Source organism: Arthrobacter melezitosi (assembly GCF_054511055.1).
This window is the reverse complement of the sequence record NZ_JBTNDJ010000011.1, coordinates 40,270-53,460: the sequence shown is the minus strand read 5'-3', so window position 1 is coordinate 53,460 and position 13,191 is coordinate 40,270. Positions and strand designations below refer to the sequence as shown.

Sequence of the window (13,191 nt, the reverse complement as noted above, 5' to 3'; positions counted from 1 at the left end):
CTCGGTGAGGGAACCACAGAGCGAACGCTGAGGGACCCTCACCGGGCCTGCCGCACCGTCTCGGCAGCGGCGCCAACGGCCCGATCTTCCGATTGGAGTGCACCCCTTCCCGCCGTCGTGTGTTCCATATGCCTCCTGTTCGATGTTGCCGATACATCGTGCCAGCCAGCGCTGCCGACGCTGGAACGTGGGTCTGGTCACACGCCCTTGACCGTGTTGTTGGAACAGGGTCTTCAATGACGAGTGCATAGCATTCAGGGCCTTCGCATGAGGGCCCCAACCAAAAACACCGTCGAGCTGATCCCGACGGGGAACTCAAGGAGATAAGCATGTCCAGTCCGTATGAAGGCCTCCAGGAATTCGTGAATCAGGTGCCGGACGTCCTGCAGCCGCTGGGTGTGGCTCTCGTCGGGATGATCCCTTATGTCGAAGGCGAGGGCTCGGCAGCCTTGGGTATTCTCGCGGGAGTCGACCCGATTGTTGCAGGGCTCGCCGGCGCCGGGGGCAACTTCCTCAGCGTACTGGTGGTGGTGCTGCTGAGCTCGCGGGTCCGCGAGAGGGTTGTCGCGTGGCGGGCAGGCGGCGGCGAATCCGACGGCGGCACCATCCGAACGCTTGAGACCGACACCTCGAAATCGACATCCCCGCCGACCCGGCGGGCCAAGGGTCAACGCCGCCTGCGGGGATGGCTATCCAGGTTTGGTGTGCCGGGGGCAAGCATGCTGGCGCCGCTGGCCCTTCCTACGCAACTGACTGCAGCGTTCTTCGTGGCATCAGGGGTGAGCAAGCGACGGGTGCTGCTGTGGCAGGCGATCGCCATCGTCGTGTGGACCGCCGCCGTCGCCGCGGCCGCGACCGGAGTACTGGGCCTGCTGGGCTGGTAGGGCGTTCCGACGGCCGGCAGTCGATATCAACTTCAGGGGGTGACCCCTGTGAAAGTCTTCATTTTTGGTGTCAGCGGTGCCCCAGGTGAGCCGGCAGAATCTGGAATTCACCAGCGGCCAGACGCCGATCGTCGATGCGGTCCGATCAATCATCCAGGGCCGGCCAATGTCGGGGAACCCCTCCCTCGAGCGTGTGGTGAGAACATAGTGACCAATCAATCGAAAGCCGGATGACGGACCCGCGGTGGTGCGCATCGATATCCAACTGCCGAGGATGAGCCAGGGAGGAGGTCCCGGGATGGGTTGGAGTACCCGGGAAATCGCTGATCTGGCGGGAACGACAGTGAACACCGTGCGTCACTATCATCGGGTCGGTCTTCTCGAGCAGCCGGACCGGATGTCCAATGGCTACAAGCAATACCAGGTCAGACACCTCGTTCGTCTCCTGAGGATCCGGCGCCTGCGCGACCTGGGTGTACCGCTGGACCAGATCGACGAGGTGGCAGTAGATAGCGACTCGTCTTCGGAGGCGTTACGGGCAATCGACAGCGACCTGCGGGTGAGCATCGAACGATTGCAGCGCGCTAGGGCCGAGATCCAGGCCATCCTTCACGGATCGACGGTGACGGACGTTCCCCCGGGGTTCGAGGACGTTGGAGCCCGCATGTCGGAGGCGGACCGGTCCCTGGTGCTGATCTATTCCCAGCTCTACAGCGACGAGGCGATGAGTGACCTGCGGGACATGCAGGAGGCGGACCCGGAGCAGCTGAGCTCGGACCTCGATGCGCTGCCACCCGACGCGGACGAGGATGTGCGCCAGGAACTTGCTGAACGGTACGCGCCCACGATTGCCAAGGCACTCAAGGACTATTCCTGGCTGAGCAACCCGAAAGGCCACGTGACCAAAAGCGCCGACGTCACCCGGGACACCGTTGTCGAGGCAATCCACGCCCTCTACAACCCCGCCCAGCGCGACGTCATTGTCCGTGCCAGCATTATCGCCGACGGCCTTCTGCGCAGCGCGGACCCCCATTCAGAGGGCGACGGGCCTACGCCCTGAGGCTGGCTGCCGCTTCTGGCAGTATTCGCGCTGGCGCCACCTCGCCGACGGGGGCGGGCGGGCGCGTGTTCGCCCTCTGCACCCGCATGTTGAAGCGGAACTCCTGGTCCCGGGCCGGATAGCCTTACATACCATGAGCGCCAGGGGCACCGGCGCACGGGTTCTGCCGTAAGGTCTGGCAGCCGGGCCGTCCCGAGACCCGACGAACGTACCGGCTGACCGTGACGAGACCCGGATTTTGGACGGCTCGTGGCCGACGGTGTGGTCCACCGGCTCCTTGAGGAGCGATCTTCCCTAGCGACCCAGCGCGCGGCCAATCTGCCGGATGGCGGCATCATAGGCCGCATCCCATGCCCAACCAGCCGCCGGTGCACCGGCCAGTTCCAGTGACACCAGCCCGTGGACTTGGCCCCATACAACGCCGACCATCGAGGCGGTCTCATCATCCGGTGCTCCGGGCAGCGCTGCGGCGACCGCGCCGAAAAGCGGCGCGATCGATGGCTCAGCGGCACCCGGCGTCGGCTGGCAGGGCACCTGGCCGGCCAGTGAGCCGCCGAACATGAGGCCGTAGAGGATCGGATGCTCCAGCGCCCAGGTCCGGTAGGCCCGGCCCAATGATTCGAGGCCGCCAGCGGCGGCCGCTTGTTGGGAGGCGGCAAAGGAAGCGAAGCCGTCGTCAAGCACGGCAGTCAATAGCTCCGCCTTGCCCCCGAAGAGTGCATACACCGCCGTCGTCGACGTCCCAGCGGTCGCGGCAATAGTACGCAACGATACGGAGGCGACGCCGTCACGGCTGATTAGGAAGGCTGCGGTGTCAAGTAGCCTGCGACGCAGGCTCTCATCGTGGACTATGGGTCTTGCCATAGGACCAGTATTCCATAACACTGTTCTGTAACACTGTTATGAGAGGAAAACGCATGTCGGAACGAGTGCACGCGGGACGTTTCACTGCCAATCCCGGGGGTGGTCCGGTGACTGTCTTCCTGATCGGGATGCGCGCCAACCGGTGGTGGAAGTTCGGCAAGGTGGCACGAGTAGGGGCGGCCATGCCCAAGATGCTTGCCCACCTGGCCAATACGCCCGAGGCCGGGTTGCTGAGTTACCAGCAATGGTTCGGGCGGACGACCATCATGGTCAGCTACTGGAAGAGCCCGGAGCATCTGCAGCGGTTCGCGGCCGATCGATCGGCGCCGCACCTTGAGCCCTGGCGCCGGTTCATGCGCGAATCCGTCGGTACCGGAGACGTCGGCGTATGGCACGAAACCTACGAGACGATGCCGGGTGGCAGGGAAAGCGTGTATAGCGATATGCCGGTCGTCGGGCTCGCAGCGGCCACCGGCCACGTGCCGGTGGGAGCGGGACTGAACACCGCGCGCCAGCGTTTGGCGGCGGACGAGGTCAGCCGGCATCTGCCCGGATGAGCCGGGGAACGAAGGCAAATGTGCTGCCCCGCCTTCTCCGGTTCGATCCGGCCGGGTGAGGACAGCCTGCGCTCGCGCGCATGAAGCGTCAGAGCACACCGATCACATGAACCGGTGTGCCCGAATGCGTCCGCAGTTCACCGCAGCCGAGCCACAGCTCAAGCCGGGCGGGGCTATACGTCGAAGCGGAACTCCACTACATTACGTAGCTGAATAACCTGACACCGCGCCCCGGAAGCCTACAGGAGGCTTCCGGCGCGGCTTCGGATCGTCAGTCACTAAGTTTGGCTTCGAAGTAGCCCGTGACCCATTCCTGGAGCTGGTCGATGGTCCAGACTGGGGTGGCGACGAGGAGCACCTCGCGGTCTTCCCGGCCGACGCCGGTGATCCCGTCCTCCTTAGCCAGGGTTTGGGCCATGCGGTCCACCACCCGGGAGTGCTCGTGGGCGATGCCCTCGCGCAAGGACGCCTCAAGTTCACGCCTGCGCAGCGCGTCCTCGCCTAGGTCCTCCACCTCAACGAGCGGTTCATCCCCGCCCGCCGCATCCTCGCTGGTCCCGTTGAGTTGCTCGATGGACGCCGCGGCCATTTGAGCCAGCTCGTCGTCATCCGAAGAGAACAGCCCTTCGGCCAGGCCTCGCGCAAGTCCTGGAAGGAGGTGGGCAAGGGCAACCTCCTCGCCGTCACGGGCAAGCACCGGGTAGTTCTGCCACATAAAGGACCCCAACCGGTGATATCCGAGCCGCCACTGCGCGCCGGGGGCCTCGTGTTCCACGACCCGGCACAGGTAGGAGGTAACTCCATCGATGATCGCGATCGACTCCGGCGACAGGGTCGGCTCCATACCGAGTTGAAAGCGAAGCCACGAGTGAACGGCCAAGGCATCAGGCTGCCCGGTTTCCACCGTCCGCACTGTCCATAACGGTTTTACCCGGCGCCAGAGGGGAATCAGGCTTTCAACCGTCCCGTCGAGATTGACAATGTCCTCTGAGCGCTCGGCCAGGAGCTGGATCAGGTGCTCAAGTGCCTGCGGCCGCTCGTCAAGGAACTCGGCCAGCGCCGCGGCAGCCTCCTGCTTTTTCATCTTTGCGTACAACGTCATGGCGAATGAATAACAAAGTTGATGCCGTTCTCCTCAAGCAGGTCCAGGATACGGGGGTCCGCACCGATGGTTCCTGACCGGTCGCTCGCGACAAAGTGCCACACCGCACCTTTGATTCAACCATCGAGTGGCCGCCCATACGGGTAGTCCACCCACGGGCCTGGGATGCCATCACCAGCCACCGCCTCGGCACCATTCATCACCATCCAGTAGTCAGCTGGATAACGGGAACCTTCCAGCACTTCATTCGGATTTATGTTGCTTCGAATTTCACCATTCCGGAATCGAACATCATAAACAAAATATCCCTTTCCGAAAATTGGAGAGCGACGCTTTCTGGTCACCCTCGTTGCTCTAACATGAACTGGTAGATCCATCAGGCGTGCTCCCTACTTCTGAATATTTCCACGGAGACTATGAGCTCGATTCCGGCCGAGGGCATTCCTATACCGCTGTCAAGAGTGTATTCATGGGTTGAGCGTGGCTGGGTCGGGACACGATTGGATGCCGTGGCACTGCAGTTCGCCCCCATAAAACGACGACCGGCCCCGAACCTACCGAGGCAGGCGGAGCCGGTCGCTGTGCGAATCGCTTAGTTCACAGGGGAATTCCCGGGCAACCTCGTTACATAGAAATCCAAAACTCAGACATTAAATCTAAATTCAACCACGTCGCCGTCGGCCATCACGTATTCCTTGCCTTCGATGCGCACCTTGCCCTTGGCCTTTGCCTCGGCCATCGACCGGGCGGCCATGAGGTCCTCGAAGTGCACAACTTCGGCCTTGATGAAGCCGCGCTGGAAGTCTGAGTGGATCACGCCTGCCGCCTCCGGCGCAGTGGCACCCTTCTTGATGGTCCAGGCCCGGGTCTCCTTCGGGCCGGCGGTGAGGTAGGTCTGCAGGCCGAGGGTGTGGAAGCCGACGCGCGCCAGCTGGTCCAGCCCGGACTCCTCCTGGCCGTTCATCTCGAGCATCTCGCGGGCCTCGGCCTCGTCGAGCTCCACCAGGTCAGCCTCGAGCTTGGCGTCGAGGAAGATCGAGTCCGCCGGGGCGACGAGGGCCCGCAGCTCCTCCTGGCGCTCCGGGTTGCCGAGGACGGCGTCGTCGACATTGAAGACGTAGATGAAGGGCTTGGCGGTGAGCAGGCTCAGCTCGCGCAGGTGCTCCATCTCGAGCTTGTCGCTCTTGATCGAAGCGAAGATCGTGTCACCGCGCTCGAGCACCGCCTGGGCTGCCTGCATGGCGGCGAGCTGCGCGGCCTCGCGCTTCTTGATCTTCACTTCCTTCTCGACGCGCGGGATCGCCTTCTCTAGGGTCTGCAGGTCGGCGAGGATCAGCTCGGTGTTGATGGTCTCCATGTCGGAGCGGGGGTCGACCTTGCCGTCGACGTGGACGACGTCGGGGTCGTCGAAGACTCTGATGACCTGGGCGATGGCCTCGGCCTCGCGGATGTTCGCCAGGAACTGGTTGCCCAGCCCCTCCCCCTCCGAGGCGCCCTTGACGATACCGGCGATGTCGACGAAGGAGACGGTCGCCGGGAGGATCTGCTTGGACCCGAACACCTCGGCGAGCTGCGCCAGGCGCGGGTCGGGAAGGTTGACCACGCCGACGTTCGGCTCGATCGTCGCAAACGGGTAGTTCGCCGCCAGCACGTTGTTGCGGGTCAGCGCATTGAAAAGGGTTGATTTGCCGACGTTGGGCAGTCCGACGATGCCAATAGTAAGAGCCACGGGAGTACAGTCTACCGGCCCGGACGCACGGCGCCGCCGGGGAGCCTTCCCGGAAATGTCGGCGCTTCCTGCGACAGTGATTTCATGGACGGTTTCACGCTTGTGCTCGTAATCCTCGCTTTTGTACTTGGCTGCATCGCCGGTGCTTTCCTCATCGCCTTCCGCGGGCGTGGACAGTCGGATCAGCTGCGGGAGGAACTCGACGACGCCGTACACCGGCTGGGCAGTGCGACGGCGTCACTGGCCGCGGCGACGGCGGAGAAGGACCTGCTCGCGTCCCAGAACCGGGCCCTGACGGCACGGTCGTCCGAGGAGACCAACGTGCTGCGGGCCCTGGCACCCGTCGCGGAGAAGCTTACCCAGGTCCAGCGCCAGGTGGGACTGCTGGAGCGGGACCGCGTCGAGCAGTACGGACAGCTGGCCCAGCAGCTGCAGGAGGCGCGCGACGCCGACGCCCGGCTCCTCTCGACCACCCATTCCCTCGCGGCTGCCCTGCGCAGCAACAGCGCCCGCGGCCAGTGGGGCGAGGTGCAGCTGCGCCGGGTGGTGGAAGCCGCCGGGATGCTGGCGCGCGTCGACTTCATCGAACAGGCGACCCTGGCCCGCACCGCGGTCGCCGAGAACGCCCCCTCCGGAGGCGCCGGCTCGACGTCGCGGCCCGACATGGTGGTGCAGCTTCCCGGCAACAAACAGCTGGTGATCGACGCGAAGGTGCCCCTGAGCGCCTTCCTCCAGGCCCAGGAACTTGACGAGGACGGACCGGAGGCGGCGGGCCGCGAGTCCGAGCGTGCCGCCCTGCTCCAGCAGCACGCCAAAGCCCTGCGCGCGCACATCGACACCCTGGCGAAGAAGAAGTACTGGGAGGGCACCAACAACTCCCCCGAGCTCGTCATCTGCTTCATCCCGGTCGAGTCGATCCTGGCCTCTGCCCTGCGCGCCGACCCGGGGTTGCTCGACTACGCCTTCAGCCGCAACGTTGCCCTCGCCTCCCCTGTCTCGCTCCTGGCGATCCTCAAGAGTGCTGCGTTCAGCTGGCGGCAGGAGGTTCTCACCGACAACGCCCGCGAGCTCTTCGAACTGTCCCGCCAGCTCTACGAACGGCTGGGCACCATGGGCGGGCACGTCGCCAAGCTCGGCTCCTCGCTCAAGGCGTCGGTCGAAAAGTACAACTCGTTCGTCGGCACCCTCGAGACCCGGGTGCTGCCCACGGCGCGGCGCATCGGCGCCTTCGACGCGGCGTCCCTCGACGCCAATCCGGCCGGCGCGGAAGCGGGCCCGGACAAGAGTGCCTTCTCCGGGGTGCAGGCGGTCGAGGCGACTCCCCGGCTGCTGGGCGCACCCGAACTGGTCGACGGCGCCGATACCGGCGGCGACGCCGGCAGCCCGGCTGCATTCGACTGGCGGCAGGGCACGGCGGGAATCAGCGGTGACGGCCCGGCTTCCCTCGACCGGGGCGCACCGGACGCCCCCGTGGAGCGCAGCGCCTAGTCCGACCTCAGCTAGTTCAACCTCAGCACGTGAGCAGGCGGCGGGCGTCTGGGAAGCTGCCCGGGCTGAGGGCAGATTGCCGGCGCAGGCTTCACGCCGCACCCGGGGTATGCAAGAATTCCGGCCATGAGCGCGAACAACGCTGATTCCAGCACCAGAGTCCCTTTTTGGATCGTGCTGGCCGGCGTCGGCGCCGGCGCTTTTTGGGCACTGGTCGGCGTCGCGGTCGGAGCCCTGGTCTCCCGCCGGCGGCGGGACAGGCCCGCCCTCGCAGGAGCGACGCCGCTGCCGTGGCGCCGCCGCCCCTTCAGGTCAGGGGTGCTCAAGCGGCGGTGACACCGGTCCACGCGCAGGTCCCGTGCCGGAGCCGGCCGGGACGCGGCAGCTAGTTCGAGGTTCCGGGAGCCCGGCGCACGCCGCGCCCGCCCCGGCCCTGGGAGGAATCCCCCATGGCCTTGAGCGCTGAGCGGATCTCCTTCGGGAGGGAGAAGATGATGTCCTCCTGCGCGGTGACGACCTCCTCGACCTGGCCGTACCCGTAGTCGGCGAGCAGCCGCAGCACGTCCTGGACCAGGTTCTCGGGCACCGAGGCGCCCGAGGAAACTCCCACGGTCTTCACGCCTTCGAACCAGGACTCGTCGACCTGGTTGGCGAAGTCCACGCGGTGCGCGGCCTTCGCTCCGTATTCGAGGGCAACCTCGACCAGACGGACCGAGTTGGAGGAGTTGGCGGAGCCGACGACGATCACGAGGTCCGACGACGGGGCGATCTTCTTGATTGCCGCCTGCCGGTTGGAGGTGGCGTAGCAGATGTCATCGCTGGGCGGATCCTGCAGCGTCGGGAACCGCTCCTTGAGCAGGTTCACCGTGTGCATCGTCTCGTCGACGCTCAGGGTGGTCTGGGAGAGCCAGATCAGCCGCTCGGGATCGCGGACCTGGACCTTATCGACGTCCTCGGGCCCGTTGACGATCTGGATGTGCTCGGGCGCCTCGCCCGCGGTTCCCTCGACCTCCTCGTGGCCCTCGTGTCCGATCAGGAGGATATCGAAGTCGTCGCGGGCAAAGCGCTGGGCCTCACGGTGGACCTTCGTGACCAGCGGGCACGTCGCGTCGATGGTCCGCAGGCCCCGGTCCTCGGCCGACTGGACCACCGCTGGCGAAACCCCGTGCGCGGAGAAGACGAGCAGCGCGCCTTCGGGGACCTCGTCGGTTTCCTCGACGAAGATGGCACCCTTGGCCTCCAGGGTCGAGACCACGTGGAGGTTGTGGACAATCTGCTTGCGGACGTAGACCGGCGGGCCGTAGTGCTCGAGGGCCTTCTCGACAGCGATGACCGCACGGTCGACCCCGGCGCAGTATCCGCGCGGTGCCGCGAGCAGCACCTGGCGCGTGCCCTCGACCGGAGCGGCGGCGTGCACGTCTTCGGGAGAGCGGCGCCTGCGCGGCACCATGGGCATGGGGACCTGGACTGCTGTGCTGGTCATGGTTCAATGCTAACGGCTCCGCCTGCCCAGCGGTCCGCCGGGTGGTGTGGCCTAGCGCATACTCCGGCGCCCGACGGTAAACCGCAGGGCCGCGCCCACGGCGAGCACCACGAGCCCGCCGGCAATGACGGGCACGCTGGCCTCGGCCAGGTCGGCCGAAACCCTGCCGGCGAAGCCGCGGACGAAGACCTGGGCGACGGCGCTGGGCCCGGCGGCGCCAGCGGCGGCATCCGGGATCAGGCCCGTCCCGAACCAGCCAAGGAAGCCGAGCCCCGCGCCGCCAAGCCCAAGCAGGGCGAGGGTCGTCGAGCGTTTCCGGGCGAGGGTCAGGGCGAGCGCCGCGCAGAGGCCGGCCCCCAAGGCGAACACGGGCCACAGCTGGGCGATCCTGCTCACCAGGCTCAGGTAGCCGCCGCGCTCGAGCCGGCCCACCTCCACCGTCGTGTTCGAGGGCACGGGCACGTTGATGCCCAGACCGGTGCCGACCTCCTTGGAGAGCAGCCCGGCCAGGGGCTTGAGATCGAGGGAGACCACGGCGGGGACCGGCTCAGTGGGGTCCGCCGGCGCAGTGGAGAGGGTCAGCCGGTGGGAGATGCGCAGGGTCTCCTCCCAGGCCCGGGGGTAGCCGGACATGCGGGTCACCGAGATGGCTGCATTCTCGAGGGCAGGGCGCACGAGGTTCTGCAGGGGCCCCGGCAGCCCTGCGCCCCTCGACACCTCCCCGGCGAGCGCCCCGGTCAGGGCCTGCTGGAATTCGGTGTCCGCGGCCAGCGGGCGGGCAAGGTCGACGAAACCCTGCTGGTCGACCAGCCGGCTCTCCGTCCAGGCCGCGGAGAGCGCCCCGGCGCCAAGCGCCAGCGCGGAAAGGCCGAAAAAGGCGGAAGCCAGGGTGCGCATACGGTCCTTGCGTCGGGTGGGTGTTCGAAAAACAGGTTATGCCCTTTCGAACCCGCCGGGCACCGATTCCGTGGGCCCGGCGTCCCACGGCCCGGGCGCGCCGCAGTTTCCCCATCCGGCGCTCCGGGCAGGCGCTGTCGTGGGAAGCTGGTAGACATAAGTCCTTGGACAGGACAGTACGGGCCCCGCCACCGCAGCGGAACGGCCGCAGCCGCAGCGTCGGCACCCAGACAGCAAGGTGAGGAGCAGCGCGCCGATGACCACCGAAGGCACAATGCCGTACGGGGACCGAATTGCGGCACCGGTTGAGCCGGGAGCCCGCACAACCCTGCCGGCCACGGCCGCGGAGACCTCCGCCGCGACCCCATGGCCCCTGCACATCCTGTCGGAAAAGCTCAAGGCGCACATCGACCGTGCCCCCGCCGCCTGGGTCGAGGGCCAGGTCATCGAATTCAACCGCCGCTCCGGGCTGTCCTTCCTCACGCTCCGGGATGTCGACGCCGAGGTGTCCCTGTCGGTGACGGTCTTCAGCAGTGTGCTGGACCGGCTCGCCCTGCCCCTTGAGCAGGGCACGCGCGTCGTCGCCCAGTTGAAGGCCGACTTCTGGGTCAAGACGGGCCGGCTCTCCATGCAGGCCCGGGACATCCGCCCCGTCGGACTCGGGGACCTGCTCGCCAGGATCGAGCGCCTGCGCCGGCTGCTGAGCGCCGAGGGTCTCTTCTCGGCGCAGCGGAAGCGGCGGCTTCCACTGCTCCCGCACCGCATCGGGCTCATCACCGGCCGCGGCTCCGATGCCATGAAGGACGTGATGCGCAATGCCGCCCTGCGCTGGCCGGCCGTGGACTTCGAGGTGCGCGAGGTGGCCGTGCAGGGCCCCGGGAGTGTGCCCCAGGTGACCGCCGCGCTGGCCGAACTCGATGCCATGGCCGAGGTCGACGTGATCATCATTGCCCGCGGCGGCGGGTCGCTGGAGGACCTGCTGCCCTTCAGCAGCGAGGAGCTCGTCCGCGCCGTGGCCGCGGCGCGGACACCGGTCGTCAGCGCCATCGGGCACGAGGCCGACCGGCCGCTGCTCGACGAGGTGGCCGACCTGCGCGCCTCCACCCCCACCGATGCCGCCAAGCGGGTGGTCCCGGATGTGGCCGAGGAACTGCACCGCATCGGCCAGGCGAGGGCCGCGCTCACCCGCTCCCTGGGGCAGCTCGTGGCCCGGGAGACGGAGCGGCTCAACCAGCTGCGCTCCCGGCCGTCCCTGGCCCGCCCGGAGGGGATGATCGACGTGCGGGAGTCCGACATCGAGCGGCTGCGGAACCGCGCCCACCGCTCGGTGGACTCCGCCGTCACCCGCCACGCCGACGGCGTGGCCCACCTGCGCGCCCAGGTGCGCGCGCTCTCGCCGCAGAACACCCTCGACCGCGGCTACGCCGTGGTCCAGCGCGGGGACGGGAGCGTCGTGCTGGAGGCCGCCGCGGTGCCCGCCGGCACCGACCTGTCGATCAAGGTGGCGGTCGGGCGGCTGTCCGCCCGGGCCACCGGAACCCTGCCCGATCCCACCGCCGGAGGCCACCCCTCCGCCACTGCCACCGCCACCGCGGGCGCACCGGAGAGCCCGGAACCGCCGAGAAAGGAAAACCCATGACCCAGCCAACCGAGAACGCACCGGGGGACATTTCGTCCCTGTCCTACGAACAGGCACGCGAGGAACTGGTGGGCGTCGTATCCGAGCTCGAGGCCGGCGGCGTCAGCCTCGAACAGTCGCTGGCCCTGTGGGAACGCGGCGAAGCCCTGGCGGACCGCTGCGAGGACTGGCTCGAAGGCGCGAAGAAGCGCCTCGCCGCCGCGAGGGCCCGGGCCGAGGAGGGCACCCAGCCCCCCAGCTAGGCCCCGGCCCTACTGCTTGTACGACCCCAGGAACTCGGCAAGCCGCCCCACGGCGTCTTCGATGACTTCGACGCTCGGCAGGGTCACCATCCGGAAGTGGTCCGGGTTGATCCAGTTGAACGCCCGTCCGTGCGAGATGAGGATCTTCTGCTGCTTCAGCAGGTCCAGGGCGAATTTCTCGTCATCGCGGATCGCGTACACCTCGGGGTCCAGCCGCGGGAAGAGATACAGGGCACCCGCCGCGGGCTCGCAGCTCACCCCGGGGATGGCGTTGAGCAGCTCGGTCGCCTTATCGCGCTGCGCCTTGAGCCGCCCGCCGGGCAGGATCAGGTCATTGATGCTCTGGTAGCCGCCGAGGGCCGTCTGGATCGCGTGCTGGGCGGGCACATTCGCGCACAGGCGCATGTTCGCCAGCAGGTTGATGCCCTCGATGTAGTCCTCGGCGTCCTCCTTCGGGCCGGAGATGGCCATCCAGCCGCTGCGGAACCCGGCGATGCGGTAGGCCTTGGAGAGCCCGCTGAAGGTCAGGCACAGCACGTCGTCCCCGGTCACCGAGGCGGCGTTCACGTGCACGGCGTCGTCGTAGAGGATCTTCTCGTAGATCTCGTCGGCGAAGATGATCAGGTTGTACTCGCGGGCCAGGGCCACGACACCCTCGATCACGTGCCGCGGGTAGACCGCCCCGGTGGGGTTGTTCGGGTTGATCAGCACGATCCCCTTGGTGGCGGGGCTGATCTTGGCGGCCATGTCCTCGAGGTCGGGCCACCAGTGGTTGTCCTCATCGCACAGGTAGTGCACGGCGGTGCCGCCGGCCAGGCTGGCCGACGCCGTCCACAGCGGATAGTCGGGGGTGGGCACGAGGATCTCGTCGCCGTTGTTGAGCAGGGCCTGCAGCGACAGGGTGATCAGCTCGCTGACGCCGTTGCCCAGGTACACGTCGTCGATGTCGATGTTCTGGATGCCGCGGCCCTGGTAGTACTGCACGACGGCGGTCCGGGCCGAGAAGATGCCCCGGGAGTCGCTGTAACCCTGGGACTTGGGCAGATTGCGGATCATGTCGACGAGGATCGCGTCGGGGGCTTCGAAGCCGAACGGCGCCGGGTTGCCGATGTTCAGTTTCAGGATCCGGTGGCCCTGAGCCTCCATGATCTTCGCGTGCTCAAGCAGCGGCCCCCGGATGTCATAGAGCACATTGTGGAGCTTGTCGGACTGCCTGTACTTTGCCATTCGTTCAGGATGCCACAGC

At 67.1% G+C, this 13,191-nt stretch carries 13 protein-coding genes; 7 read left to right on the top strand and 6 right to left on the bottom strand.

Annotated features, from left to right (window positions below; genetic code table 11):
* Positions 1 to 329: 329 nt before the first annotated feature.
* Positions 330 to 884 (top strand): small multidrug efflux protein, encoded by a 555-nt coding sequence (locus ACX80W_RS12170; protein ID WP_459283625.1) that lies wholly within the window; start codon positions 330 to 332, stop codon positions 882 to 884.
* A gap of 274 nt (positions 885 to 1,158) precedes the next feature.
* Positions 1,159 to 1,944 carry a MerR family transcriptional regulator gene (locus tag ACX80W_RS12165; RefSeq protein ID WP_459283623.1) on the top strand — a complete coding sequence of 262 codons (786 nt, stop codon included), beginning with the start codon at positions 1,159 to 1,161 and terminating at the stop codon, positions 1,942 to 1,944.
* Positions 1,945 to 2,238: 294 nt separating this feature from the next.
* Here ACX80W_RS12165 and ACX80W_RS12160 read toward each other — a convergent pair whose 3' ends face one another.
* Positions 2,239 to 2,808 carry a TetR-like C-terminal domain-containing protein gene (locus ACX80W_RS12160; protein WP_459283621.1) on the bottom strand — a complete coding sequence of 190 codons (570 nt, stop codon included), beginning with the start codon at positions 2,806 to 2,808 and terminating at the stop codon, positions 2,239 to 2,241.
* Positions 2,809 to 2,861: 53 nt separating this feature from the next.
* Here ACX80W_RS12160 and ACX80W_RS12155 point away from each other — a divergent pair, with 53 nt between their 5' ends.
* On the top strand, positions 2,862 to 3,365 hold the full coding sequence (locus tag ACX80W_RS12155; RefSeq protein ID WP_459283619.1) for a DUF4188 domain-containing protein: 504 nt from the start codon (positions 2,862 to 2,864) through the stop codon (positions 3,363 to 3,365).
* A gap of 271 nt (positions 3,366 to 3,636) precedes the next feature.
* On the opposite strand, the gene ACX80W_RS12150 is transcribed toward ACX80W_RS12155, so the two are convergent.
* Together ACX80W_RS12150 and ychF are read right to left on the bottom strand one after the other, a co-directional pair.
* Entirely contained in the window at positions 3,637 to 4,467 is an 831-nt protein-coding gene (locus ACX80W_RS12150; RefSeq protein WP_459283617.1) for a hypothetical protein, read from the bottom strand.
* Between the two features lie 643 nt (positions 4,468 to 5,110).
* Positions 5,111 to 6,196, bottom strand: a complete 1,086-nt coding sequence (gene ychF / locus ACX80W_RS12145; protein WP_459283615.1) for a redox-regulated ATPase YchF — start codon at positions 6,194 to 6,196, stop codon at positions 5,111 to 5,113.
* Positions 6,197 to 6,280: 84 nt separating this feature from the next.
* On the opposite strand from ychF, the gene ACX80W_RS12140 reads away from it, so the two are divergent.
* Together ACX80W_RS12140 and ACX80W_RS12135 are read left to right on the top strand one after the other, a co-directional pair.
* Complete coding sequence (locus ACX80W_RS12140) at positions 6,281 to 7,684, top strand: DNA recombination protein RmuC (protein WP_459283613.1); 1,404 nt, start codon at positions 6,281 to 6,283, stop codon at positions 7,682 to 7,684.
* 126 nt (positions 7,685 to 7,810) lie between these two features.
* On the top strand, positions 7,811 to 8,020 hold the full coding sequence (locus ACX80W_RS12135) for a hypothetical protein (protein ID WP_459283611.1): 210 nt from the start codon (positions 7,811 to 7,813) through the stop codon (positions 8,018 to 8,020).
* Between the two features lie 49 nt (positions 8,021 to 8,069).
* Here the strand turns inward: ACX80W_RS12135 and ACX80W_RS12130 are convergent, their stop codons facing one another.
* Both ACX80W_RS12130 and ACX80W_RS12125 read right to left on the bottom strand, forming a co-directional pair.
* Entirely contained in the window at positions 8,070 to 9,167 is a 1,098-nt protein-coding gene (locus tag ACX80W_RS12130) for a 4-hydroxy-3-methylbut-2-enyl diphosphate reductase (protein WP_459283609.1), read from the bottom strand.
* 51 nt (positions 9,168 to 9,218) lie between these two features.
* Positions 9,219 to 10,064, bottom strand: coding sequence for a hypothetical protein (locus ACX80W_RS12125; protein WP_459283607.1), 846 nt, complete (start codon positions 10,062 to 10,064; stop codon positions 9,219 to 9,221).
* 256 nt (positions 10,065 to 10,320) lie between these two features.
* Between ACX80W_RS12125 and xseA the strand changes: the two genes are divergently transcribed.
* A complete protein-coding gene (xseA, locus tag ACX80W_RS12120; RefSeq protein WP_459283605.1) occupies positions 10,321 to 11,703 on the top strand; it encodes an exodeoxyribonuclease VII large subunit in 1,383 nt (460 codons plus the stop codon).
* Positions 11,700 to 11,945 (top strand): exodeoxyribonuclease VII small subunit, encoded by a 246-nt coding sequence (locus ACX80W_RS12115; RefSeq protein ID WP_459283603.1) that lies wholly within the window; start codon positions 11,700 to 11,702, stop codon positions 11,943 to 11,945. The genes xseA and ACX80W_RS12115 overlap by 4 nt, the downstream gene beginning before the upstream one ends.
* Positions 11,946 to 11,954: 9 nt before the next feature.
* Here ACX80W_RS12115 and ACX80W_RS12110 read toward each other — a convergent pair whose 3' ends face one another.
* Positions 11,955 to 13,172 carry a pyridoxal phosphate-dependent aminotransferase gene (locus ACX80W_RS12110; protein WP_459283601.1) on the bottom strand — a complete coding sequence of 406 codons (1,218 nt, stop codon included), beginning with the start codon at positions 13,170 to 13,172 and terminating at the stop codon, positions 11,955 to 11,957.
* Positions 13,173 to 13,191: the final 19 nt, after the last annotated feature.